General features: G+C 68.1%; 21 protein-coding genes. 15 read left to right on the forward strand and 6 right to left on the reverse strand.

Features of this window, described 5'->3' with window-relative positions; translation table 11 throughout:
- The first annotated feature begins 88 nt into the window (after positions 1 to 88).
- A complete protein-coding gene (locus tag WG922_RS09835) occupies positions 89 to 472 on the forward strand; it encodes a DUF3072 domain-containing protein (RefSeq protein WP_340282376.1) in 384 nt (127 codons plus the stop codon).
- Positions 473 to 557: 85 nt separating this feature from the next.
- On the opposite strand, the gene WG922_RS09840 is transcribed toward WG922_RS09835, so the two are convergent.
- Positions 558 to 1139 carry an NnrU family protein gene (locus tag WG922_RS09840; protein ID WP_340282378.1) on the reverse strand — a complete coding sequence of 194 codons (582 nt, stop codon included), beginning with the start codon at positions 1137 to 1139 and terminating at the stop codon, positions 558 to 560.
- Positions 1140 to 1464: 325 nt separating this feature from the next.
- On the opposite strand from WG922_RS09840, the gene hisC reads away from it, so the two are divergent.
- The 3 genes from hisC (at position 1465) to WG922_RS09855 (ending at position 5503) form a co-directional block, all read left to right on the forward strand.
- Entirely contained in the window at positions 1465 to 2550 is a 1086-nt protein-coding gene (hisC, locus tag WG922_RS09845) for a histidinol-phosphate transaminase (RefSeq protein ID WP_340282379.1), read from the forward strand.
- A gap of 115 nt (positions 2551 to 2665) precedes the next feature.
- Positions 2666 to 3619, forward strand: coding sequence for a Bug family tripartite tricarboxylate transporter substrate binding protein (locus WG922_RS09850; RefSeq protein ID WP_340282380.1), 954 nt, complete (start codon positions 2666 to 2668; stop codon positions 3617 to 3619).
- A 333-nt stretch (positions 3620 to 3952) separates the two neighbouring features.
- The gene (locus WG922_RS09855; RefSeq protein ID WP_340282381.1) at positions 3953 to 5503 is read left to right on the forward strand and encodes a potassium/proton antiporter; all 1551 of its coding nucleotides are present in this window, start codon (positions 3953 to 3955) and stop codon (positions 5501 to 5503) included.
- A 33-nt stretch (positions 5504 to 5536) separates the two neighbouring features.
- Here WG922_RS09855 and WG922_RS09860 read toward each other — a convergent pair whose 3' ends face one another.
- A complete protein-coding gene (locus WG922_RS09860) occupies positions 5537 to 7696 on the reverse strand; it encodes an ATP-binding protein (RefSeq protein WP_340282382.1) in 2160 nt (719 codons plus the stop codon).
- 244 nt (positions 7697 to 7940) lie between these two features.
- Between WG922_RS09860 and WG922_RS09865 the strand changes: the two genes are divergently transcribed.
- Both WG922_RS09865 and WG922_RS09870 read left to right on the forward strand, forming a co-directional pair.
- Entirely contained in the window at positions 7941 to 8663 is a 723-nt protein-coding gene (locus WG922_RS09865; RefSeq protein ID WP_340282383.1) for a hypothetical protein, read from the forward strand.
- 31 nt (positions 8664 to 8694) lie between these two features.
- Positions 8695 to 9597, forward strand: a complete 903-nt coding sequence (locus WG922_RS09870; RefSeq protein ID WP_340282384.1) for a DUF4407 domain-containing protein — start codon at positions 8695 to 8697, stop codon at positions 9595 to 9597.
- Between the two features lie 166 nt (positions 9598 to 9763).
- Here the strand turns inward: WG922_RS09870 and WG922_RS09875 are convergent, their stop codons facing one another.
- The 4 genes from WG922_RS09875 to dnaA form a co-directional block, all read right to left on the reverse strand.
- A complete protein-coding gene (locus WG922_RS09875) occupies positions 9764 to 10270 on the reverse strand; it encodes a YbhB/YbcL family Raf kinase inhibitor-like protein (protein ID WP_340282385.1) in 507 nt (168 codons plus the stop codon).
- Between the two features lie 671 nt (positions 10271 to 10941).
- Complete coding sequence (gyrB, locus tag WG922_RS09880; RefSeq protein WP_340282386.1) at positions 10942 to 13554, reverse strand: DNA topoisomerase (ATP-hydrolyzing) subunit B; 2613 nt, start codon at positions 13552 to 13554, stop codon at positions 10942 to 10944.
- A 112-nt stretch (positions 13555 to 13666) separates the two neighbouring features.
- Positions 13667 to 14773 (reverse strand): DNA polymerase III subunit beta, encoded by a 1107-nt coding sequence (dnaN, locus tag WG922_RS09885; RefSeq protein ID WP_340282387.1) that lies wholly within the window; start codon positions 14771 to 14773, stop codon positions 13667 to 13669.
- Positions 14774 to 15406: 633 nt separating this feature from the next.
- On the reverse strand, positions 15407 to 16807 hold the full coding sequence (dnaA, locus tag WG922_RS09890; RefSeq protein ID WP_340282388.1) for a chromosomal replication initiator protein DnaA: 1401 nt from the start codon (positions 16805 to 16807) through the stop codon (positions 15407 to 15409).
- A gap of 181 nt (positions 16808 to 16988) precedes the next feature.
- Here dnaA and rpmH point away from each other — a divergent pair, with 181 nt between their 5' ends.
- The 9 genes from rpmH to WG922_RS09935 all read left to right on the forward strand — a co-directional run bounded on the left by rpmH (position 16989) and on the right by WG922_RS09935 (position 24274).
- Positions 16989 to 17123 carry a 50S ribosomal protein L34 gene (gene rpmH, locus WG922_RS09895; protein ID WP_027101598.1) on the forward strand — a complete coding sequence of 45 codons (135 nt, stop codon included), beginning with the start codon at positions 16989 to 16991 and terminating at the stop codon, positions 17121 to 17123.
- Between the two features lie 13 nt (positions 17124 to 17136).
- The gene (locus tag WG922_RS09900; protein WP_340282393.1) at positions 17137 to 17571 is read left to right on the forward strand and encodes a ribonuclease P protein component; all 435 of its coding nucleotides are present in this window, start codon (positions 17137 to 17139) and stop codon (positions 17569 to 17571) included.
- 2 nt (positions 17572 to 17573) lie between these two features.
- Positions 17574 to 17828 carry a membrane protein insertion efficiency factor YidD gene (gene yidD, locus WG922_RS09905; RefSeq protein WP_340282394.1) on the forward strand — a complete coding sequence of 85 codons (255 nt, stop codon included), beginning with the start codon at positions 17574 to 17576 and terminating at the stop codon, positions 17826 to 17828.
- A 5-nt stretch (positions 17829 to 17833) separates the two neighbouring features.
- Entirely contained in the window at positions 17834 to 19528 is a 1695-nt protein-coding gene (gene yidC / locus WG922_RS09910) for a membrane protein insertase YidC (RefSeq protein ID WP_340282395.1), read from the forward strand.
- 89 nt (positions 19529 to 19617) lie between these two features.
- On the forward strand, positions 19618 to 21009 hold the full coding sequence (mnmE, locus tag WG922_RS09915; protein ID WP_340282396.1) for a tRNA uridine-5-carboxymethylaminomethyl(34) synthesis GTPase MnmE: 1392 nt from the start codon (positions 19618 to 19620) through the stop codon (positions 21007 to 21009).
- Positions 21010 to 21297: 288 nt separating this feature from the next.
- The gene (locus WG922_RS09920; protein ID WP_340282397.1) at positions 21298 to 22314 is read left to right on the forward strand and encodes a KpsF/GutQ family sugar-phosphate isomerase; all 1017 of its coding nucleotides are present in this window, start codon (positions 21298 to 21300) and stop codon (positions 22312 to 22314) included.
- A 3-nt stretch (positions 22315 to 22317) separates the two neighbouring features.
- Positions 22318 to 22860, forward strand: a complete 543-nt coding sequence (locus WG922_RS09925; RefSeq protein WP_340282399.1) for a KdsC family phosphatase — start codon at positions 22318 to 22320, stop codon at positions 22858 to 22860.
- On the forward strand, positions 22857 to 23501 hold the full coding sequence (gene lptC, locus WG922_RS09930) for an LPS export ABC transporter periplasmic protein LptC (RefSeq protein ID WP_340282401.1): 645 nt from the start codon (positions 22857 to 22859) through the stop codon (positions 23499 to 23501). The genes WG922_RS09925 and lptC overlap by 4 nt, the downstream gene beginning before the upstream one ends.
- Positions 23498 to 24274, forward strand: a complete 777-nt coding sequence (locus tag WG922_RS09935; protein WP_340282403.1) for an SDR family oxidoreductase — start codon at positions 23498 to 23500, stop codon at positions 24272 to 24274. Before lptC ends, WG922_RS09935 begins: the two co-directional genes overlap by 4 nt.
- Positions 24275 to 24362 lie beyond the last annotated feature (88 nt).

Below are 24362 nucleotides of genomic sequence, written 5' to 3' on the forward strand. Positions count from 1 at the left end.
TCGGGGCCGGGGCGGCGCCCGTTCGCAGATGCAAGCCGCTGCGACGAGGTGCGCGCACATGCGGCGGCGGACTACAGCCGGCAAGCCCATGCCCCGAGACACTGTGGATATCTACAGCCCGTACCAATGGCAGGAGCAGCACATGACCGACAAGCAGACGCAGGCCTTGGCCGAACAGTCCAACATGGAAAAGGATCCCTCGCAGTGGGTCACCGGCGACGAACCGATGACCGGGGCGCAGCGCTCCTACCTGAAGACACTCAGCGAGGAGGCGCACGCAGACTTCGACGCGAACCTCTCCAAGGCCCAGGCCTCGCGGCGCATCGACGAGTTGCAGGCACGCACCGGGCGCGGCCGCCCGGCGGCGCACGGTGCGGACACCGAAGCCGCCCGTCCGCAGCAGTCCGCGTCGCGCCGCGGCGCGGACGCTGCAGGGGAGGGGCGCGGCTCGCGCCGAACCGGCGGCGATTGACGCGTTCGCCGCGCTTTCCCACTCTCCCCGTGCCGCAGCGCCTGCCAGCGCACGCATCCCTGCATGCGCTCGGCGCGGGCGCGCATCAGGCCCCGAGCGGGCGCACGCCGAACAGCCAGGCGTGTGCCCAGAAGGCGAAGAGCGCCCAGAATGCCACCCCCAGCAGCAGGGTTCCCGCCGTCGCGCCACCGTTCCCGGGCGCACGCTGTACGCCGGCTGCCCGGTCCCGCCGTTTCGCGGCCAGAAAGCCCAGCACCGCCCACACCAGGAAACTGCCGAACAGCACCACGTCGGCCAGCGTGCCGTTGGCCAGCAGGTGCGCAAAGGCCCAGACCTTCACACCGGCGAACATGGGGTGGCCCAGCCGCGCCTTGATGCCGTTGCGCGGCACGTAGGCGGCCACCAGCAGCACGAAAGAGACGAGCATCAGCAGCGCAGCGAGATGGTTCATGCCGCGCGGCGGGTTCCACAGCAGGACCGGCTGTTGGCGCGCGAGCCCGTAACCCCAGACGATCAGCGCCAGGCCCGCGATCGACACCAGCGAGTACACGCCCTTCCACGCGCCCTCTCCCCGCCGGGCAATGACACCCGAGCGCCAGCCGTCGGCCAGCATGCGCACGGAGTGCGCCCCGAGGAACAGGACCAGGCCCAGAACAAGAATCACCATGCGACCTCCGCGACGTGCCGTGGCGGCCGATGCAGCCGCCCGGCGCGATGATACGAAGCGCGGGCGTGTCCGGCGACAGGGCCATCGGGCCGAACAGGGAGGCTGCGGGCCGGCGACGGATCACGAGTCCGCGTGCCGCGGAGTGGGGTCGCGGGCGTCGAGCGGGTCGAGCAGGTCGAGCGGGTCGAGGCTCGAGGATTGAGAGTCGCGGCACGAGAGCCGACGGGTCGCCAGCGGCAAGCGCGCCGCGACTGCGATGGTCCCGCCTCCTCCGGGTTGTTCCCATCGCGCCCTCGCGTGGAGCACGGCATATTTAACTTCTTAAATGATTACCGCTTCCTCCACCCCGCAAGACGGCGCCCGTTCCACTGCCGACCAGGCCACCGGGCCGCTGCTCGAACTTGCTGCCAACGAGAACCCGCTGGGCATGCCCTCCGGCGCGCGCGAAGCCGCCGCAGCCGCCCTGGCCGGCTCCGACCGCTATCCCGATCCCACGGGCGCACGCCTGCGCGCAGTGCTCGCGCAGCGGCTCGGGGTCGCGCCCGACTGGCTCACGCTGGGCAGCGGCTCCAGTGAAATCCTCACCCTCACCGCCCAGGCACTCGTTTCTCCGGGTCAGGCCATCGTCTCGTCGCAGTACGGCTTCGTCGTCTACGGCCAGGCCGCGACCCTCGTGCACGCGCGCCACGTGCAGGTCCCCGCTGGCGCCGACTTCGGCCACGACCTCGCCGCCATGCGCGCCGCCATCGACGGCCAGACACGGCTCGTGTACATCGCCAACCCGAACAACCCCACCGGCAACCTCATCGATCCGGCGCAGCTGCTCGACTTCGTCGCGCACCTGCCGCCGCAGGTGAGCGTCCTGCTCGACGAGGCCTACACCGAATACCTCACCCCGCAGCAGCGCTACGACAGCATCGACTGGGTGCGGCGCTTTCCCCGGCTCATCGTCGCGCGCACCTTCTCCAAGGCCTACGGGCTGGCCGGGCTGCGCGTGGGCTACGGGGTCGCGCAGCCGGCACTCGGCGGGCGCCTGAACGCGCTGCGGCCCCGCTTCAACGTGACCACCCCCGCGCTGGCCGCCGCCACCGCAGCCCTGGAAGACACCGATTTCCTCGCGCGCAGCCATGCCCTGAATGTGGCCGGGCGCGACCAGCTCGCCCGCGGTTGCCAGGCGCTGGGCCTGCGTTGTCCTCCGTCCGCCGGCAACTTCGTGATGGTAGAGGTCGGCGACGCCGCACGCGTACACGCAGCCATGCTGCAGCAGGGCATCGCCGTGTCGCCGCTGCAGGCCTACGGACTGCCCGGCTGGCTGCGCGTGAGCGTGGGCCTGCCCGAGCAGAACGAGCGCGTGCTGGCGGCCCTCGCCGCCGCTCGCCCAGCCGCCGCTGCACGGACCGACCCCGCCTGAGAACCCTGCCCGCGGCCTTCACCGCCGCAAGGCATTTCCGGCACCAGACCACTGCACCGCCGCAATGCGCCCCGAGCACCCCGAGTACTTCCAGCACCCACAAGGAGACCTCCCGATGAAACGCCGACACTTCGCCGCCCTGACCGTGGCCAGCCTCACAGCGCCCGCGCTGCTCGCACAAGAGCGCACCCTCAAGATCCTGGTGGGCTTCCCGCCGGGCGGCTCGGTCGATGTGATCGCCCGGCTGCTGGCCGAGAAGCTGCGCGTGTCGCTGCAGCAGAACGTGATCATCGACAACAAGCCCGGCGCGGGCGGGCGCGTTGCGCTCGGCGAAGTCAAGCGGGCCACGCCGGACGGCCATACCCTGGTGCTCTCGCCCAGCGGCGCGCTGGTGATCCAGCCCTGGCTGTACTCGAACCTGGGCTACGACCCGATCAAGGATTTCACGCCGGTGGCACGCGTCACCACCTTCGACTTCGCCGTCACCGCCGGCCCCGGCGCCCCCGCCGGCGACCTCAAGTCCGTGCTCGCCTGGATGAAGGCCAACCCCGGCAAGGCGAACTACGCCACCTCGGGTGCCGGCACGGTGCCGCACTTCGCCGGCCAGCTGCTCGGGCAGGCGGCCGGCGTGCCGATGGCGCATGTGCCCTACCGCGGCGGTGCTCCCGCCGCACAGGACCTGATCGGCGGGCAGGTGCCGCTGATGGTCGATACCGCGTCCGAAACGCTGGAGCACCACAAGGCCGGCCGGGTTCGCATCCTGGCCGTCACCGGCGAGCAGCGCTCGCGTGCGCTGCCCGACGTGCCCACGCTCAGGGAAGCGGGCATCGATGTCGCGGCCGACGCCTTCTTCGGGCTGTACGGCCCGCCCGGCATGCCGGCCGAGCTGGTCGCGCGCCTGGACCGCGCGGTCGCCGACGCGCTGCGCGCCCCGGAGGTGCAGGAGCGCATCGCCGGCTTCGGCCTGGTGGCCAGCCACGCCAGCGGCGCCGAACTCGCGCGCACCCAGGCGGCGCACCTCAAGCGCTGGGAAGCGCCCATCAAGGCTTCGGGCTTCAAGGCCGAGTGAGGGGCCGCGCCCGCGCAAGGTCGGCGGCCGGCGGCGAGCACGCGCCTCCTCGCGCGCTCGCCGCTGCGCGAGCTGACACGAGCTGACACGAGCGAGCTTCACGCGAGGGCGTCGGGGAGCTGTCCCGCGCGCGCCGCCGCAGCCCGGCACCGAGGTGCACGGTACGGCGCGCACGCCAGCCACCCGGTACATCCGCGCGGAGAACGGCTCCTGCAGCCTTCCACGACCTTCGGCGCGTGGCCTCTCTTCAGCTCCGGCTCAAAGAGATCCGCACGGCTTACCCGGTGATGGTGCGGCGGTATCCAGCGGCGTCCACCACCGGCCGGTCAGCCCGTGGCCGGACCGCTCTCGGATACGATTGCCCGGCTTCCATTCGGCAGCCGCTTCGCCTTCTTCCACCACCGGGGCCCCGCACTGGACTTCGTCAACATCCCCCTTTCCATCGCCGCAGCACTGACGCTGGTGAGCGTGTCCCTGGGACTGTTCTCCACGCGCTGGGGCATCTCGTTCCTGCTCGTGTTCCTGGTGGCGGGCATGGTCGCGGGCGAGCAGGGTCTCGGCGGACTGCAGTTCAACGATTTCGTGCTGAGCTTCTGGGTCGGCAACGTCGCGCTGGCGGTGATCCTGCTCGACGGCGGCCTGCGCACCGCGTTCTCCACCTTCCGCGTCGGCCTCAAGCCCTCCCTGCTGCTGGCGACGCTCGGGGTCGCGTTGTGCGCCGCCCTCACGGGGGTGGCGGCGGCGGCGCTGCTCAAGCTGCCGCTGCTGCACGGCATGCTGCTCGGCGCCATCGTGGGATCGACCGACGCCGCAGCGGTGTTCGCCCTGCTCAAGCGCTCGGGCGTGACGCTGAACGAGCGGGTGGGCAGCACCCTGGAAATCGAATCCGGCATGAACGATCCGATGGCGATTTTCCTCACGCTGATGTTCATCACCATCATCGTGGCGCCCCAGGCAGGGACCACGGTCGATGCGCTGGCGATCGCCGGCAGCTTCGTGCAGCAGTTCGGACTCGGGGTGCTCGGCGGAGTCGGCGCCGGCTACCTGATGGCCGTCGTCCTGAACCGCGTGCCGCATGCGGACCCCGGCGTGATCGGACTGATGCTCGTGTCGGCCGGACTCACCGTCTTCGCCGCGACCGGACTGCTCGGCGGCTCGGGATTTCTCGCGGTGTATGTCTTCGGAATGATGCTGGCCAATCGCGCGCCAGAGCGTGTGCGCGGTGCACTCTCGGCGATGGACGGATACGCCTGGCTGGCCCAGGCCGGCATGTTCCTGTTGCTGGGGCTGCTCGTGACGCCATCGCGCGTGCTCGACACCGGCCTGCCGGCGCTGGGCCTTGCCGCGGTGCTGATGCTGGTGGCGCGCCCGGTCGCCGTGTGGGCCTGCCTGCTGCCGTTTCGCTACCAGGCGCGCGAGGTCTGGTTCATCGCGTGGGTGGGGCTTCGCGGCGCGGTGCCCATCGTGCTGGCGGTGTTCCCGCTGCTGGCGGGCGTGCCCGACTCGATGCTGCTGTTCAACGTCGCCTTCGTGGTGGTGCTGGCCTCGCTCACGCTGCAGGGCACCTCCATCGCCTGGGCGGGACGGCGGCTCGGCGTGGCGCTGCCCGACAGCGAGGACGAGCCTCTGCGGCGCGCCGTGTTCGGCGACTTCGTGCTGGATGCGCAGGCGCCCATAGGGCCGGTGTGCGAGTTCTACGGACTGCCCGTGCCTCCCGATGCCCACCTGCAGGCCGGCGACTGGCTGCAGCAGCATCTGGGCAAGCCTGCGGTGGTCGGCGACGCCGTGCAGCTCGGCTCGGCCGTGCTCATCGTGCGCGCCATGGACGGCCCGATCATCAGCATGCTGGGCTTGAAACTCGAGGCGGACCAGCACGCCCACTGAGCGCCTGCCTCCGCGCCGCTACGCACGGCGCCTTCAGGCCGTGCTTGCAGCCCCCAGCCCTGCCAGCGCATCGGCCAGCGACTCCGGGGTGAAGGGCTTGGGCAGCACACGAAATCCTTGCGCGTCGATGTCCTGGATCTGCTCGGCATACCCCGTCATCAACAGGATGGCGATTTCGGGATGGCGATGGCGCACGGCCACGGCCAGCGCGCGCCCGTCCAGTCCGCCGGGCAGCACGACGTCGGACAACAGCGTGTCGAAGCGCTCGGCGCCTCTCTCGAGGGCCTGCAGCGCCGCGGCGCCGGCCGTGACATGCACGACCGAACATCCCATCTGCTCCAGCACCGGCTGCACCACGCGCGCGACATCCGGGTTGTCCTCGACCAGCAACACGCGCCGGCGCAGGGCCGCGTGCGCAGTCTGGGGCTGCTGTGCCTGCGGCAAGGCCTCGCCGCTGGCGGGCAGGCGCATCGCCACCGTCGTGCCCTGGCCGGGCGTGCTGCGGATGTCTGCGTGGCCGCCGGTACGCTGGCACAGGGCGTACACCTGGCTCAGGCCCAGCCCGGTTCCCTTGCCTGCGGGCTTGGTGGTGAAAAAGGGATCGAAGGCCTTGAGCGCGGTCTCCGGGTCCATGCCCAGGCCGGTGTCGCTCGCTTCCAGCAGCACCCACGCATAGTCATCGGTCCCGCCCTCGGATGCCGGCGCCGGGCCCGCGCGCAGTTCGAAGCGCCCGCCTTGCGGCATGGCGTCGCGTGCGTTCACGGCGAGGTTGATCAGGGCCAGCTCGAGCTCGGCCGGATCGACCCGGATGGCAGGGGTGTCCGGCGCGACCTGGATCGACAAGGCCACGCGGGCGCCGAGGGTCGGCGCGAGCAGGTCGCGCATGGGGGGAAGCCGCTCCTGCAACGCGACTGTTTCCGGCGCCAGCGCCTGGCGGCGCGAAAACGCGAGCAGCTGCCGGGTGAGCTGCGCCGACGATTCCACGGCCCGGCCGATCGCGTCGAGATAGCGTCGCGCAGCCTCTGGCGCGGTGCGGCGCAACAGGTGCAGGTTGCCGCTGATGACCATCAGAGCGTTGTTGAAGTCGTGGGCTACGCCGCCGGTCAAGCGCCCGAGGGCTTCCATTTTCTGGGACTGGAACAGCGCCTCTTCTGCCTGGCGGCGGGCTTCGGATTCGGACCGCAGGTGCGCGGCAGCGCCGAGAGCCTGCCGGGTGCGCTTCATCGCGAGCCAGGCGGTGAACACAATGCCAAGGACCGGAACGGCACCGACCAGCGCCAGCAGGAACAGCTCGCGGCGCAGCTCGGTCTTCAGCGCCCCGAACTCGCGACCGACCCCGATGTACACCGGGAATTCGCCCAGCCGCTTGAACAGGATCAGGCGTCGCTGCTGGTCCAGTGAGGAGACATTGCGCACCGTGCCGCTTCTCTCCCCCGCCAGCACGCGGCTGAGCACTTCGCCGCGCGGAGACATCCGCTCAGGCGCGCCGGCCAGGGGTGGCCAGCGCGAGAGCACGGCGCCGTCTGCACGGAACAGCGTCACCGCCACGCCCGGCTCCTCGTCAGCCAAGGTCGCGTGGAACTGCGAAAAATAGTTGGAGGGCACGCTCACCAAGACCACCCCTGCGGCACGACCGCCCGTGCCCTGGCGCGCCAGGCTCATGTCGAACAGGCGCTCACCCGAGCGTCCCGGCGGCCCGAGCTCGGACAAGAGCGGGCCGCCTGCGCCCGCTCCCTCATGCGGCGGCGGGTGCGCGGAACCAAGCCCGTCAGCCGCTTCGCCCGCCCCGGTACTCGCGGCAATCACGCGGCCGGTCTCGTCGCGCACCTGGATGGCATGGACCTGCGCCTGACCGCTCACCAGCTGCTGCAACTGGCTGGCGAGCTCGTTGCGGCGGCTTGCATCGAGCTGCCGTGCGGGTTCGGCCAGTGCGCGGACGTGTTCCAGCAATGCCCGGTTGACCGAGAGCGCCCCGAGCGCGTGCTCGTGGGCGATGCTCAGGGCGCGCTTCAAGCGCATTTCCGCCTCGTCCTGCATCTGTTCGTAGCGATACGCTGCGAACGCCGCCAGCAGCACCAGCGGAACCGCCATCGACAGGAACAGCAGCAGTCGCAACCAGCCGACTCCGCTGGGCTCGACGGATCCTTCGGCGGTCGGCGCGTGCACGCGCGGGAGTTTCCAGGCGATGGGCATCGCGCGGTGCCTTTCGGAGCGGATGGGGATGGGGGTGGGGATGGCGCGAGTCTCCCACAGACGCGCTCCACAGCGGGCCAAAAGGCTTGCGCAGCCGCGGGACACGGGCCTCGCGAACGGCCGCGCGAAGCAGCAACTTCGCATGGTCCGGACGGACTATGGGCGGCGGCCCTCCGCTGACCTACTCTCGCAGCACCGCAAGTGCCCCGACGTCCGGTGGGCGCGTTGTGAAAGGTGCACGCATATGCAGAACGTCGCGAAGAAGTGGTGGGAGCTGTGGAGCCAGTCGCCGGAGAGCAATCCCGCGTTCACAACCGACTGGCCGCCGATGGACGCGGTGCGGCCGCACCCATCGCAGACGCTCGATTCCGCAGCGGTTCTGGAGGCGCCTGGCTGGCCGCAGCCAACGGAGCCCGCGCAGGCGGCCGACCCGCGCATCGAGCCGCAGGCTGCGGACAACGTGATCTATCCCGAGGGCATTCCCGCCTGGGACAGGCAACCAGCGCCGCAGGCGCACGCAGGTTCCACGGGCACCACAGGCACGACCAGCAGCACGGGCGGCACGCTGGAGCCGCCTCAACTCGAGGCATTCCTGCACGAGAACCACTTTGCCATCGGACGCCACCACGGCGCGCAGTTGCGCACCCGTGACGCCTTGCAGCTCGGAAAGACAGAGCTGGTCTCGCGCTTTCGCAACCTGCTGGAGCTGCTGGTGCGACAGAGCCGTTCCAAGCTCGCGCGCCTGCAGGACAAGCAGCTCGAGGTCGAAGGGGTGTGCGATGCAACCAGCGCGCGACTGCGCGCCGCCTGCGACTACGTGCGCCAGGAGATCGCCACCTACCAGCAGCAGGGCGAGCTCGCCGCAAGCCATGCAGGCTGGGTGAGCGAACCACTGACCCGCTATGAAATGGGCTTTCGGCGCGGCCTGGCCGAGGCCACCGATTTCGATGCGCTGATGCGCTCCTGATGCCGTGATCTCCCGCAACTACCTCTGTCGCATGGCGGGTGAAGACCCCCGCCGCATCGCTCACCTGCACAAGTCCACGTTGGACCGGGCGCTCGCCTTCGGGCTGGCCATCCACATTCCGGTGCTGCTCTGGTTCGCAAGCACCTTCCTGATCTGCCGGGAAATCTTCGAGCAGGGCCCGCTCTCGTCGCTGGCTGTCGCCTGCTGCGCCGGTGCGCTGGTGTACCTGGTGGAGCGGCTGGTGATCGCGACGCCGCGCAGCGCCTGGGTCAGCCTGGGCCGCTTCTTCCTGGGCCTGGTGGTGGCCCTGCTCGGCGCGTCGGTGATCGACCTGGTCATTTTCGAAAAGGAGATCGTGCAGCACCTGAAGGCACAGGAACTCACGCGGGCCACGACCGACTTCGACGCCCGCATCGCCACGCTGCAGCCGCAGGTGGACGCGCGCCACCAGATCTGGCTGCGCGCCGAGCACGAGGCCGTGTGCGAGGCCACCGGCGCCTGCGGCAGCGGCACCGCGGGCGTGGGCCCGATTGCGAAGGCACTGCGCGAGCGCGCCTCGCGCCTGGAGCAGGAGTACAAGCAGGCCGATGCGGCCCTGCGGGCGCTGCGCGAGGAGCGGCGCACCAGGCTGGCGGCCATCCAGGTGCAGCCCGCCTCGGTGCGCGAGGCCGGCCTGCTGGGACGGCTGGAGGCGCTGCGCCAGTACACGGAGGAACGCCCGGCCGCGCTGCTGGCGTGGGGGCTCTTCTTCGTGCTCGTCCTGTGCCTCGAGCTGCTGGTGGTGCTGGCCAAGATCGTCTTCGGCGACACCGTCGATGACCGGCTGGAGCTGGTGCGCGAACGCGTCTCCGAGCAGAAGGCACGCGACTACCAGGCCGCTATGACCCGGCCCGGCCGCTCGGCGGACGAGGTGCTGGCGGCGGCTTTCCGCTGAGGCTGAAAAACTTCGGGCCGTCCGTGCTGCGCTGGAGCGGCACTGATGCCGCGGTGGAACGTCCGCGAGTCGACCCGAGGGACGGGCAAGCCGAGGTCCTGCGCGCGCTGAGATGCACCGGCGCCCAAGGCCGGGCGCGGACCCGCCCGGCGCGCCTCCGACGCTCTCAGCCGAACCGGCCTTCGATCATCGCCTTGCGGTGCGTCTTGTGGCCATAGGCACGCTCGAAATCCTCGATGGTCCAGGGGCGCGTGAGATCGACCTGGATCGGGTCGCGGGAGGCGAACACCGCGAATCGGTAGGTGTGCTCGCCGTCGGGCGGTGCCATCCCTTCCCAGCCGCGGCCGCCACCCGAGGTGGCTCCGAGGTCGCCGTCGAGCTGCGCGCCCGGCGCGATATCGACCCGCTCGCCGCGTGCCGGGATGTTGAAGGCGTTCCAGTGCACCCACACCTTGCCCGCGGGCTTCAGTGCGTCAGGGTCGTCGGCGACGATGCTGAGGAAGCGTGCACTTTCGGGCAGCCCATGCACCGTCAACCCCGGCGCCCGGTTCTCGCCGCCGTGGCTCTCCTTGGCATGCACCTGCTGGATGCGCCCGTCGGCAATGCTGGGCGAAGTGATCTGGATCGCGCTGTGGGGCAGGTCGGTCACTGACGTCGCTGTCTTGTAGGTCATTGCATTTCTCCGTGCTGTGCGATGCATCCCATCATGGGAGCGCGCACGCGGCCGGTGGGTCGGTGCGCACCGACGAAGATGTAGGAGCGGTCTTGCGTGCAGTGAGCTGAGGACGGACGTCGAGCGCTGGTGCAGTTCCCACCGTCATTCTGTTCTTCGGCCCGTTGCGGTGTCTGCGCCTGCCGCGAGACAACGCTAAACACCGCAAGCGGGCGGCCAATCACGGTTCAGTGGCGGGGAACGCTGCCAGACGTCCAACTCCTCGCACCCAATATCTTCAACTTATGGTCGTTGATCCACCGGTGGAGCTCTTCGAAGTCGCCACGGGCGGTTCTGCGATGGCGAGCGCACTGCACGCGAGTACGAGCGAACCGGAAGTGATTTGCATGTTCATCACTGCCTCCGAGAATTCCGGCAATCCGTAGATTCATGGCTCCTCCAGCGGCATACCGTGCGCTGCGCAGAACCCGCGCCACACGCCCGAACCTACGCATTGACCTGTGCGCGATCGAGGCCCTTGCAGCTGCGAGAACGATACGCCTCCTCCGTCTGGCAATCCAGCCGCGCGCCTTTCGTTTTGACGATAGCCGGCGGCTGCCAAGACGTCGATGCCAGCGCCGGCATGGCCATCGATGGTGCACGGCTCTCCTGGCTCGCAGCCTGTGGCCCGCTCACACGTCGATGTTCGCCGCCCGCAGTGCGTTGGATTCGATGAAGTCGCGGCGCGGCTCCACCTCGTCTCCCATGAGCATCGTGAAGACGCGGTCGGCCTCGATGGCGTCGTCGATCTGCACGCGCAGCAGGCGCCGCACGCTCGGGTCCATGGTGGTTTCCCACAGCTGCCCGGGGTTCATTTCGCCCAGTCCCTTGTAGCGCTGGCGGCTGGTGGAGCGCTCGGCCTCGCCGATCAGCCAGCGCATGGCCTGACGGAAGTCGGAGACGCTTTCCTCCTTGGCTCGTTCGCCCTCGCCGCGCCGCACGGTGGCACCTTCATGCAGCAGGCCCCGGAAGGTATCGGCGGCATCGGCCAGCGCCATGTAGTCGGCGCCGTGCACGAAATCCTGGGTGATGACGCTGCTCTTGACGTTGCCGTGGTGGCGGCGGCTGATGCGCAGAATGGGCTTGTCGGTGCGCGCGTCGAACTCGCCGGCGACTTCGGCCGGGGCAGCATTGGTCAGGCGGTCGATCTCGTGCAGGCGGGCCTGCAGCGCGAGGGCCGAGGCCTCGGCTTCGGGGACGGTATCGAGGTTCAGGCGCACGCCATCGGCGATCGCGCGCAGCGCCTCGGCGTCCATGAAGCCGGCCAGGCGGTTGATCACCTGCTCGGCGACCTGGTGCTTGCGCGCCAGTTCGCCCAGGGTGTCGCCGGTGATCACCGTCGGGTTGTCCCCGCCGGTGTGCACGCTCGCGCCGTTCAGCGCGATGCGCAGCAGAAAGCTGTCCAGTTCGCCGCCGTCCTTCAGGTACAGCTCCTCCTTGCCGGCCTTGACCTTGTACAGCGGTGGCTGCGCGATGTAGATGTGGCCGCGCTCGACCAGCTCCGCCATCTGGCGGTAGAAGAACGTGAGCAGCAGCGTGCGGATGTGGGCGCCATCGACGTCCGCGTCCGTCATGATGATGATGCGGTGGTAGCGCAGCTTGGCGACGTTGAAGTCGTCCGCGCCGCCATTGCCGCCACCGCCGGCCTTGCCGATGCCGGTGCCCAGCGCGGTGATGAGCGTGAGGATCTCGTTGCTGGTGAGGAGCTTCTCGTAGCGCGCCTTCTCCACGTTCAGGATTTTTCCGCGCAAGGGCAGGATGGCCTGGAATTTCCGGTCGCGGCCCTGCTTGGCGCTGCCGCCCGCCGAGTCGCCCTCGACGATGTAGATCTCGCACAGCGCCGGGTCTTTCTCCTGGCAATCGGCCAGCTTGCCGGGCAGACCCATGCCATCGAGCACACCCTTGCGGCGGGTCATCTCGCGCGCCTTGCGAGCGGCTTCGCGCGCCCTGGCGGCCTCGAGAATCTTGCCGACGATGATCTTCGCGTCGGTGGGGCGCTCCTGGAGATAGTCGTTCAGCGTGCGGGCGACCACGTCTTCCACCGGGCCGCGCACTTCGCTGGACACCAGCTTGTCCTTGGTCTGGCTGGAAAACTTGGGCTCGGGCACCTTGACGCTCAGCACGCAGGTCAGTCCTTCGCGCATGTCGTCCCCGGAGACCTCGACCTTGGCCTTCTTGGCCAGCTCGTTTTCCTCGATGTACTTGTTGATCACGCGGGTCATGGCCGCACGCAGTCCGGTCAGGTGGGTGCCGCCGTCACGCTGTGGAATGTTGTTGGTGAAACAGAGCACCTGCTCGTTGTAGCCGCTGTTCCACTGCATGGCCACCTCGACGCCGATGTTGGTGTTCTGGTCGCTCTGGCGATCGCCGATGGCGTGAAAGACGTTCGGGTGCAGGACGGTCTTGCCCTTGTTGATGAAGTCCACGAAACCCCGGACACCTCCGGCGCCCGAGAAGTCGTCGTGCTTGCCGTTGCGCTCGTCGATCAGCTTGATGTTGACGCCGTTGTTCAGGAAGCTCAGTTCACGCAGGCGCTTGGACAGGATCTCGTAGTGGAAGTCGTTGTTCTCGCGAAAGATCTCGGTGTCCGGCAGGAAGTGCACCTCGGTGCCGCGCTTGTCGGTGTCGCCGAGGATATGCATCGGCGAGACCTCGACCCCGTCCACCTCCTTGAGGATGCGGTTTTGCACGACGCCGCGGCTGAATTCGAGCACGTGCACCTTGCCCTCGCGCCGCACCGTCAGGCGCAGCATGCGCGAGAGCGCGTTCACGCAGCTCACGCCGACGCCGTGCAGGCCGCCGGAGACCTTGTAGCTGTTCTGGTTGAACTTGCCGCCCGCGTGCAGTTCGGTCAGCGCGATTTCGGCCGCCGAGCGTTTGGGCTCGTGCTTGTCGTCCATCTTGATGCCGGTGGGAATGCCGCGACCGTTATCGACCACGCTGATCGAATTGTCGGTGTGGATCGTGACCACGATGTCGTCGCAGTGGCCGGCCAGCGCCTCGTCGATCGAGTTGTCGACGACCTCGAACACGAGGTGGTGCAGGCCGGTGCCGTCCGACGTGTCGCCGATGTACATGCCTGGGCGCTTGCGCACAGCCTCCAGGCCCTCGAGGATCTGAATGGCGCCTTCACCGTAGCCTTCACTCGCCCCAGCCTGGTGGGCGTCGATACGCGGCTGGTAATTCGAGCTTCCCTCGGCAGCACCGTTGCCGGCCGCGGGCAGCTCTTTGTTCTCTTCGGACATAAGCGTGTTCTCTCAATCTCTTCACCGATCGCGGTCGTGATCGCCTTTCGGGGCGAGGCGGTCACGCGCGAGTCGAGGCTGGGCCCCGGCGAGCCGGGGCAGGGGGGCCAACTCAGATGCGCATGGGCATCACGACGTACTTGAATGCGCTGTTCTCGGGGTTCGTGACCAGGGCCGAGCTGTTGGCGTCCTGCAGTTCGATGCGGACCATGTCCTGGTCCATGTTGGCGAGCGCGTCGATCAGGTAGCTGACGTTGAAGCCGATCTCGATCGTGTCGCCGCCATAGTCGATATCGAGCTCGTCCACCGCCTCTTCCTGCTCGGCGTTGCTCGACGCCACGCGCAGCAAGCCGGGTTCGATGTTCAGGCGCACGCCCTTGAACTTCTCGCTGGTCAGGATGGCCGTGCGCTGGAGGCTGGCCAGCAGCGGCGCGCGCCCGAGGGTCACTTCGTTGCGGTGGTTCTTGGGGATGACGCGGTTGTAGTCGGGGAACTTGCCTTCGACCAGCTTGGTGACGAACTCCATTCCGCCGAAGGAAAACCGGGCCTGATTGCTGGCGAACTGCATTTCGATGGCGCCTTCGGCGTCGGACAGCAGACGTTGCAGCTCGAGGACGGTCTTGCGCGGAAGGATCACCTCCTGTCGCGGCACCTCGACTTCGAGGGTGGCACTGGCGAACGCGAGGCGGTGGCCGTCGGTGGCGACCAGCGACAGCTGCTTGCCCTCGGCGACGAACAGGATGCCGTTGAGGTAATAGCGGATGTCGTGCACCGCCATCGCGAAAGACACCTGGTTCAACAGGTCCTTCAAGGTCTTCTGAGGAACGCTGAAGGAAGGCCCGAAGCTCGGCGCCTCCTGCACCAGCGGAAAGTCCTCGGCGGGCAGCGTCTGCAGCGTGAAGCGGCTCTTGCCGCCCTTCAAGACCACCTTGTTCTGGCTGGACTCCAGGCTCACCGTCTGGTCTGCCGGCATGGTGCGCAGGATGTCGATCAGCTTGCGCGCGCCGACCGTCGTGGTGAAGCTGCCGGCATCGCCATCGAAGGACGCCGTGGTGCGGATCTGGATCTCCAGGTCGCTGGTGGTGAACTGAACGCCTTCGGCCGTCTTGCGAATCAGCACGTTCGCCAGCACCGGCAGGGTATGTCTGCGTTCCACGATGCCGGCCACCGACTGCAGGACCGACAGCACTTTGTCTTGGGTTGCCTTCAGGACGATCATTTGTGCCTCTTCTCTTATAGATCTCTTAATTGAAATTAGTAGTAGCTAGTAAAGGGCGCAGTCCGGTGTGGACAACTGCGATTTTCCCTGTTTTTTCAAGCACTTAATCGGTTTCTGTCGCTGTGCACTTCCGTGCTTCGTTGGTGTCGCGCCAGCGCGAACAACTCGGAGCTGCCCTGCCGCTCTGTGGACAAGCGGCCACTTGTCCAAAAACGCTCCACACCGTTGTTCCTTGACACCTTGGCACCTGCCCTGCTTGCAGCAGGTTGTCGGCAGAGATGCGAGGCACGAACGCCGACCCCGGCACCCACCTTCCGGGATACGAACCCGACGCACAAAAGCGTGGCCGCGCCCGAGAACGACCGCAGGCGCGCCTTCCTCTCTGTCTTCCTATTGTTTTCTTTATATAAGGTAGTAGTAGCTAGTAGAGGGGCCGCGTCGCTGTGGACAAGCGCACAAAAGCCTTTGGTGGCAAGGACTTGGCTCATGCGGCTGGCTGTGGGATAGCGTGCGTTCGTGGTGTCACCCGAAACTGGACAACTAGGACGGAACGGTCGCGCCTGTGGACAAGCACCGGTTTGTTCAAGTTCTATCCCCAGGCTTGTTCGGCGCCGGCGTTGCTGCGGCCCACGTTCAGCCCTTGAGGGTCTGTTCCAGCACGTGCAGCTGCTGGTTGAGGTCGGACAGCTGCTGGCGTTCGCCGGCGATCTTGCGCACGGCGTGCAGCACCGTGGTGTGGTCACGCCCGCCGAACAGCTCCCCGATCTCGGGCAGGCTCTTTTGCGTGAGCTCCTTGGCCAGGTACATGGCGATCTGCCGGGGCCGCGCGATGGAGGCTGGGCGCTTCTTGCTGTACATGTCGGCGACCTTGATCTTGTAGTAGTCGGCGACGGTCTTCTGGATGTTCTCGACGCTGATCTGACGGTTCTGGATGGACAGCAGGTCCCGCAGCGCCTCGCGCGCGAGCTGGATCGATATCTCTTTCTGGTTGAAGCGCGAGTACGCCAGGATCTTGCGCAGCGCGCCTTCGAGCTCGCGAACGTTGGAGCGGACGTTTTTCGCCACGAAGAAAGCCACTTCCTCTGGCATCTCGGCGCTTTCGGCGCGCGCCTTGTTGATCAGGATGGCGACGCGCATTTCCAGCTCGGGCGGCTCGATCGCCACCGTCAGACCGGAGTCGAAGCGCGAAACGAGGCGCTCGTGGATGTCGGCCAGACCCTTCGGGTAGGTGTCGCTGGTCATCACGATGTGCGACTTCTTGGCCAGCAGCGCCTCGAAGGCGTTGAAGAACTCTTCCTGCGTGCGGTCCTTGTTGGCGAAGAACTGCACGTCGTCGATCAGCAGCAAGTCCAGCGAGTGGTAGCGCTCCTTGAACTGGTCGAAGGTCTTGCGCTGGTAGGCCTTGACCACGTCCGAGACGAATTGCTCGGCGTGGATGTAGAGCACCTTGGACTGCGGCCGGTCGGCCAGCAGCTTGTTGCCTACCGCATGCATCAGGTGGGTCTTGCCCAGGCCGACGCCACCGTAGATGAAGAGCGGGTTGTACAGGTGGCCCGGCGTGCCGGCCACGTGCATGGCCGCTGCCCGCGCCATGCGGTTCGCAGTTCCTTCGACGAGGGTATCGAAGGTCAGCGCCGAGTTGAGCCGGGTCTTGAACAGGCCGGCATTGCCGTCGTCCGCTGCCTCCGGCGTCTCCGCGGGTGCCTCGGCGTCCGGCGGGGTTGGCGCTACATACGTTTTGGCGGGCGCCTCTCGGTGCGCCAGGGCCAGCTCCAGCTGCACGGGCTGGCCATACAAGCGCTCGAGCAGAGCCGAGATGCGGCCGGCGTACTGGGCCCGCACCCAATCCAGCTTGAAGCGGTTGGCCACCAGTACGGTGACCTTGGAGAAATCGTCGGATACCTGCGCAGCAAGCGGCTTGATCCAGGTGTTGAACTGCTGCTCGGGCAGCTCCTGGGCCAGCTGTTCGATGCATGCCTGCCAGAGACTGTCGGCGGCCCCGGACGCCAGCGTTCTCGCTTGCCCCTCACTCATAAACGGCTGTCGCCTTGTGGATATTGTTCATGACGCAAACCCGCGAGTCTAGATTATCAAGTGCTTATCCACAAGCTTGCCCCAGCCTTTGAGGGCCGCGCGGCCCTGCTGCGACAAGGGCTTGCGTCTTGCCGGGCTTCGGTGAATGCGCGATACTCGCGGGTTTCCCCGAGATGCCAACATGAAACGCACCTACCAACCCTCCAAAGTGCGCCGCGCGCGTACGCACGGCTTTCTGGTTCGCATGAAGACCCGCGGTGGACGCGCCGTCATCAACGCCCGCCGCGCCAAGGGTCGCAAGCGCCTCGCCGTCTGATCGCCCGGCGCGGGTGGAGCGGCTGAAGACCCGGGCCCAGTTCGAGGCCGTGCTCGCCGGGCAGACCGTCTCGCGCACCGCGCATTTCGCCTTGCACCGGGCGGCGCCGAAGCTGCTGCAGCCTGGTCCGCACGCCGGATCCGCCGCGCACGAACCCGCTTCTGCCGGGCCGAAGCAGGCGCTCTTTCCCGGCCACACCGCATGGATCGGCGTGGTGGTTCCCAAGCGGTGGGCCAAACGGGCCGTAACCCGCAACACCATCAAACGCCAGATTCATGCGCTGGCGCAGGAGATGTCCGCGGAGTTGCCCCTCGCAGCGCATGTGGTTCGCCTGCGTGCCGGGTTCGAGCGGTCCCGGTTCACGAGTGCTACTTCCGATGCGCTGCGGAACGCGGTACGGCAGGAGTTGCTCACACTGTTCAGTGGGGCTCGCCGATGTACCGGATAAACATGCTCTTGATCGGCCTGGTCAGGGGCTACCGCCTGCTGCTGTCGCCCTGGCTGGGCTCGAGCTGCCGCTTCACGCCCTCGTGTTCGGCGTATTCGCTGGAGGCGCTCGAGCGGCACGGCGCGCTGGCGGGCAGCTACCTCACGGCGGCGCGGCTGGTGCGCTGCCATCCCTGGTGCGCAGGCGGACACGATGACGTGCCCGCGACGGCGCCCCGCCTGTTCACGCGCCGCGTGTTTCCCTTCCACAAAAAATAGTCCTCATGAACGACATTCGCCGAACCATCCTGTGGGTGGTGTTTGGTTTCTCTCTGGTGATGCTTTGGGACCAGTGGCAGCTGCACAACGGGCGGCAGGCAACGTTTTTCCCGAAGCCGGTCGCCACCGCACCCGCACCGACGGCCGGCGGTGCGGCAGCTCCGGCTACGGTGCCTGCAACCAGCAGCGTGCCCACTGCCGGCGCGGCCGTGCCCTCCAGTGTTCCCGGCGACGCGGCACCCGCACCGGCCCGCGAGCGCATCACGGTGACCACAGACGTGATGCGCCTGACCTTCGATACCGAAGGAGGCTCGCTGGTGCGAACCGAGTTCCTCGACCATGCAGCCGAAACTCCCGCGCAGAAGTCCGACAGCAATTTCGTGCTGCTGGAGGAAAGCGCCAACCGCTTCTATGTAGCCCAGAGCGGCCTGATCGGTGGCGACTTCCCCAATCACAAGACGCCCATGGCGTTTACCGGGGAGCGTGAGCTCAAGCCGGGCGCTGACGCCCTCACCCTGCGCTTTGAATCGCCCGAGCAGAACGGCGTGAGACTCATCAAGACCTACACGCTCAAGCGCGGCTCCTATGACATCCCGGTGCGGCACGAGGTGGTCAATGTCGGTGCGCAGCCGGTCGCGCCGCAGCTGTACGTGCAACTGGTGCGCGACGGCAACAAGCTGCCCGGCGAATCATCGTTCTATTCGACCTTCACCGGCCCCGCCGTGTACACGGACGAAGGCAAGTTCCAGAAGATCGACTTCTCCGACATCGAGAAGAACAAGGCCGAGTTCCAGAAGCAGTCGCCCGATGGCTATGTGGCCATGGTGCAGCACTATTTCGCGAGCGCCTGGATCCTGCCGCAGGGCGTGCAGCGCGAGATCTTCATGCGCAAGGTGGACACCAACCTGTATGCGACCGGCATGATCGCGCCGCTGCAGCCGGTGGCCGCTGGAAGCACCGAAGCCGTGACGCCGGTTCTGTTCGCCGGGCCCCAGGAAGAAAAGATGCTCGAGCAGGTCGCTCCTGGACTCGACCTGGTCAAGGACTACGGCTGGCTCACCATCCTGGCCAAGCCGTTGTACTGGCTGCTGGATAAGCTGCACGGATTCATCGGCAACTGGGGCTGGTCCATCGTGGCGCTGGTGCTGGTGATCAAGATCGCCTTCTACTGGTTGCAGGCCAAGGGCTACCAGAGCATGGCCAAGATGAAGGCGATCAATCCGCGCGTGATGCAGTTGCGCGAGCGCTTCAAGGACAACCCGCAGCAGATGCAGCAGGAGATGATGCGCATCTACCGCGAGGAGAAGGTCAATCCGCTCGGCGGTTGCCTGCCGATCGTGGTGCAGATTCCCGTCTTCATCGCGCTGTACTGGGTGTTGCTGTCGAGTGTCGAGATGCGGAATGCGCCCTGGATTCTCTGGATCCAGGACCTGTCCACGCCCGATCCGTTCTTCATCCTGCCGCTCGTGATGGCGCTCACCACGCTGCTGCAGACGGCGCTGAATCCGCAGCCGCCCGATCCCATGCAGGCCAAGCTGATGTGGTTCATGCCGCTGATCTTCTCGGTGATGTTTTTCTTCTTCCCGGCCGGCCTGGTGCTGTACTGGATCACCAACAACGTGCTGTCGATCGCGCAGCAGTGGCTGATCAACACGCGCATGGGCGTGCCGCCGGAGTTCAACCTGCCGAAGTTCCGCTAGCCGGCCTGCCGCAAGACCGCATCCGCACGCACGAGGGCCGCACGCAGCGGCCCTCTGCGCATGACCTGCGGCTGCGTACCATCCGCCCCATGCTGCCCCGCCACCACGACCCCATCGTCGCGATCACCACGGCCGCCGGCCGTGGTGCCGTCGGCATCGTGCGCGTCTCCGGCGGCGCAGTGCAGCCGGTCATCGACGCAGTCTGCGGCCGCGCCCTGCGCCCGCGCGAGGCGACATACCTTCCCTTTCGCGCCGAAGACGGCTCTCCGATCGACCACGGCCTGGCGCTGCATTTTCCGGCGCCGCACTCCTACACCGGAGAAGATGTCCTGGAGCTGCAGGCGCACGGTGGTCCCGTGGTCCTGCAACTGCTGCTGGCGCGCTGTCTCGCTGCGGGAGCCGCGCAGGGCCTGCGCCTGGCGACGCCGGGCGAATTCACCCAGCGCGCCTTCCTGAACGACAAGATCGACCTGGCGCAGGCCGAGGCCGTCGCCGACCTCATCGACGCCAGCACGGAAGCGGCAGCCCGCAGCGCCAGCCGCTCGCTGGCAGGCGAGTTCTCGCGCGAGGTCCATGCCTTGCGTGACGATCTGATCCACCTGCGCATGCTCGTCGAAGCCACCCTCGACTTTCCGGAGGAGGAGATCGACTTTCTGCAGCAGGCCGATGCCCGGGGGCAGCTCGATCGACTGCGCGACCGGCTCCAGCGCGTGGCGCGGCGCACCCGCCAGGGCGCGCTGCTGCGCGAGGGCATCCAGGTCGTCATCGCGGGCCAGCCCAACGCCGGAAAGAGCTCGTTGCTCAATGCGCTCGCCGGCGCCGAGCTGGCCATCGTCACGCCCATTCCAGGCACCACGCGCGACGTCGTGTCCCAGGCGATCCAGATCGAAGGGGTGCCCGTGCACGTGATCGACACCGCCGGCCTGCGCGAAAGCCTGGATCCGGTGGAGCAGATCGGCATCGCCCGCGCATGGGACCAGATCGAACGCGCCGATGCCGTCCTGTTCCTGCACGACCTGCACCGCTGTGGCGATCCGGACTACGCCCAGGCCGACGCGCAGATCCGAAGCCTGCTCGGGCAGCGCGTGCCGGCTGGCGTGCCCGTGCTGGAGCTGTGGAACAAGCTCGACGTGGCCGGCGCGCAGCTGCCCGACCACGCGCGGCACGGCGATGCGATTGCGCTGTCGGCACGTACGGGCGAGGGACTGGACCGCCTGCGCCGCCGCCTGCTCGAAGTGGCGGGCTGGCAGGCGGCTCCCGAAGGCGTCTGGATTGCGCGCGAGCGGCATGTGCAGGCCCTCGCACAGGTCGGGCAGCACCTGCACGAAGCGCACGAGCTTCTCGGGTCGGCGGCTCCTGCACTCGATCTGCTCGCCGAGGAACTGCGGCTGGCCCAGAACGCACTCGGGGAGATCACGGGCGCCTTCAGCGCGGATGATCTGTTGGGCGTCATCTTCTCGAACTTCTGCATCGGCAAGTAGACCGCGTAGCCCGTAGCGCCACTTCCGCAGCATCGCCATCGTCGCGCATAACCGCAGCAGAAAGGCCCGCATGGCGGCGAGGCGACGGCAGGGCGCATCGCGGCACGGCATACGGAACACCGGCCGCCCTGGCCCCTCGGTGCGCCATCCGCCGCCCCGGCCTCATGACAGTCGTCCTGAAGCGAACCCCGAAGGCGCCGCGCGCACGGCTGCAGAGGTTGGAGATACTGCTGCACGCAGCTGCCGCAAGCGCGCGACAGCGTGGGGCCGGTCAGTAAAATGGCCGCCATGAGCGCAGCCCCCACAGGAGCTTCTTCTTCGTCCGTCGCCAGGCTCGATCCTGCGCGCGCACTGAAGCTGGCCCACGAGACCTTCGACATCGAAGCGGCGGCCATCCAGGGCCTGAAGCTGCGCACCGGCGATGCGTTCGGCAAGGCGGTAGCCGCCATCCTGGCGCTATCCGGCCGCGTGGTCGTCATGGGCATGGGCAAGAGTGGCCATATCGGCCGCAAGATTGCCGCCACCCTGGCGTCCACCGGGACGCCGGCGATGTTCGTGCACCCGGCCGAGGCGAGCCATGGCGACCTCGGCATGGTGCAGCCGCACGACCTGGTGCTCGCCATCTCAAACGGCGGCGAAAGCGACGAGCTCACTGCCATTCTTCCCTTGCTCAAGCGCATCGGCGCACCCTTGATCGCCATGACCGGGCGGGCCCGCTCGACCCTCGGGCGGCACGCCGACATCGTGCTGGACACGGGGGTGGAGAAGGAAGCCTGCCCACTCAACCTCGCGCCCACGGCCAGCACGACCGCGCAGCTGGCCCTGGGCGATGCGCTGGCGGTGGCCCTGCTCGACGCGCGCGGATTCCGCCCCGAGGATTTCGCCCGTTCGCATCCGGGCGGCGCCCTCGGGCGCAAGCTGCTGACCCTGCTGGCCGACGTCATGCGTTCGGGTGACGCGGTGCCGCGGGTCGGCGCCGAAACCGGCTTTACCGACCTCATGCGCGAGATGAGCCGCAAGGGCCTGGGTGCCTCGGCCGTTACCGACGACGAGGGGCGCGTGCTCGGCATCTTCACCGACGGAGATCTGCGCCGCCTGGTCGAAAAAGGCACCGATCTGCGTGGGCTGCGCGCGCGCGACGTGATGCATCCGAACCCCCGCACCATCCGCGACGACGTGCTGGCCGTCGAGGCGGCCGAGCTCATGGAGACCCATCGAATCACCAGCGTGCTGGTGGTCGATGCATCGCAGCGGCTGTGCGGCGCCGTCAACACGAACGACCTGATGCGCGCGAAGGTGATCTGAGGCATGCCAGCCAGCCTCCAATTGCCTGCGCAGCTCCTGCTGGCAGCCCAGGGCGTCAAAGTCGCGTTCTTCGACATCGACGGGGTGCTGACCGACGGCGGCGTCTACCTGTCGGCGGAGGGCGAGATGCTCAAGCGCTTCAACATTCTCGACGGCCTGGGCCTGAAGCTGCTGCAGCGCGCGGGCATCGTGCCCGTCGTCATCACCGGGCGCGATTCGGCGCCGCTGCGGGCGCGGCTCGCCGCGTTAGGGGTCACGCGGGTGCACTACGGCACCGAAGACAAGCGGCCTGCGGCCGAGCGCACGTTGCACGAGCTCGGGCTGGGCTGGAGCGACGCGGCCGGCATCGGAGACGACTGGCCCGACCTGCCGGTGCTGCGGCGCTGCGCCTTCGCTTGCGCACCATCGAACGCCCACGCAGAGGTGCGCGCCGTGGCGCACCACGTCACCGCCGCGTCGGGCGGACACGGTGCGGCGCGCGAATTCTGTGACGTGCTGCTGGTCGCGAGCGGTCGCTACGCGCAATTGCTGGAGGCGTACGGGTGACAGGCCCTGCGCCCACCCGGCCCGGGCGCTGGTGGCGCACCCTCGCAGACCGCGCTTCGGTGTACCTGCCCGTCATCCTGATGGCGGCGGTGGCCCTGGGCACCTATTGGCTCGCGCGGAACACGCCGGACTTCGGTCCGCCGCGCGTGCCGCCGGCGCCGGTCCATGAGCCCGACTACTTCATGCGCGACTTCGCCATCCGCAACTTCGACGGCGCCGGCCGCCTCCAGAGTGAAATCTTCGGCACCGAAGGCCGCCACTACCCCGACACCGACACGCTTGAAATCGACAACCCGCGGGTGCGCGCCTTCAACGAGCGCGGCGAACTGACCGTGGCCACAGCAAAGCGCGGCATCTCCAACGGCGACGGCTCCGAGGTCCAGCTGATCGGCGATGCGGTCGTTACCCGCGAAGCCAGCACCGCGCCGGACGGGCAGCCGCGGCCTCGCATGCGGATCAGCGGCGAGTTCCTGCACGCCTTCCTCGACACCGAGCGCCTCAGCTCGCACAAGCCGGTCGAGTTGCTGCGTGGCAGCGACCGCTTCACCGCGGACCGCCTGGACTACGACAACCTCGACCGCCTGCTGCAGCTCGAAGGACGCGTGCGCGGCGTCATCAGCGCCGGGCCCCCATCGCCGTGAGCCGCCTCGTGTTCATCACGGGCGCGTCCAGCGGCATCGGCCAGGCGCTGGCCGCCCGCTATGCCCGCGATGGCTGGCGCCTGGCCCTGGTCGCGCGCCGTACGCACGAGATGCAGGCCTGGGCGCAGGCTCTGGGCCTGCCGCGCCAGCAATGGGAGGTGTACGGCGCCGACGTGGCCGACATCGAAGCCGCCGTGCAGGCGGGCCGGCAGTGCCTGGCGCGGCAAGGCGTGCCGGACGTGGTGATCGCCAATGCCGGCATCAGCCTGGGCATCGACACCGCCGAGCGGGACGACCTCGACGTGATGGCGCATACCTTCGCCATCAACGTGGTGGGCGTCGCCGCCACCTTCCATCCCTTCGTGCGGCCCATGGTACAGCGCGGGCACGGCCGCCTCGTCGGCATCGCCAGCGTCGCCGGTGTGCGCGGCTTGCCGGGCCACGGCGCCTACTGCGCCAGCAAGGCGGCCGCCATCAGCTACTGCGAGTCGCTGCGCGGAGAACTGCGCGGCACCGGGGTGCGGGTGGTCACGCTCAGCCCCGGTTACATCGCCACGCCGCTCACGGCGCGCAACCGGTACGGCATGCCGTTCCTCATGCAGCCGGCGACCTTTGCCGACCAGGCGGTCCATGCGATCGCCTCCGGCGTGAGCCACCGCGTGATTCCCTGGCAGATGGGCATCGCCGCACGTTTGCTGCGCGTGCTGCCCAACGCGCTCTTCGACCGGCTGCTGGTCGGGCGGCCGCGCAAGCACCGGCACACGCAGAACTGAGCCGCTCGGCGGAACATCGGCACGCGCTCGCCAGAGCGATGCGATGGCGCATCAGCCGGCCTCGAAACGAAAAACGGGGCCGAAGCCC

Source organism: Ramlibacter sp. AN1015, assembly GCF_037726105.1.
In the GTDB taxonomy this organism is placed as follows: Bacteria; Pseudomonadota; Gammaproteobacteria; order Burkholderiales; family Burkholderiaceae_C; genus Ramlibacter.